At 38.6% G+C, this 308-nt stretch carries 1 pseudogene; it reads left to right on the top strand.

Annotated elements, in window-relative coordinates:
• Positions 1–103: 103 nt before the first annotated feature.
• Positions 104–308, top strand: a pseudogene (locus ACFINS_RS10480) (hypothetical protein); the annotation flags it as partial.

Genomic DNA, 308 nt, shown 5'->3' with positions numbered 1-308 from the left:
AGTGATACAACTGAATTTTGAGGCGAAGGGACTGGAAATTTTTGAAGTAAGAGTCACACAAGAGCGTTTAAAGCAGGCGCTTGATGAAGCTTTATAATGGGCAGTGGGTGATTTTGTTCTGCATAAAATACTGCGCTTTCAATTCAGTATTCCACCTTGGAAAAAAGACTTTTTATCTTGGTCAACAGGCAAAACAAAGGTGATATCTTATGCTCTAACCTATCTTGGGGTTCTTACTTTGCTTGGTGATGTAGAAGTTTTACAGTTTTACAGCAAAAGCTTTGCAGTAGTTGATCAGCTTGGCTTTG

Source organism: Bartonella sp. AA2SXKL (assembly GCF_042197205.1).
GTDB lineage: Bacteria > Pseudomonadota > Alphaproteobacteria > Rhizobiales > Rhizobiaceae > Bartonella.
This window is presented reverse-complemented; position numbering and strand designations above follow the sequence as displayed.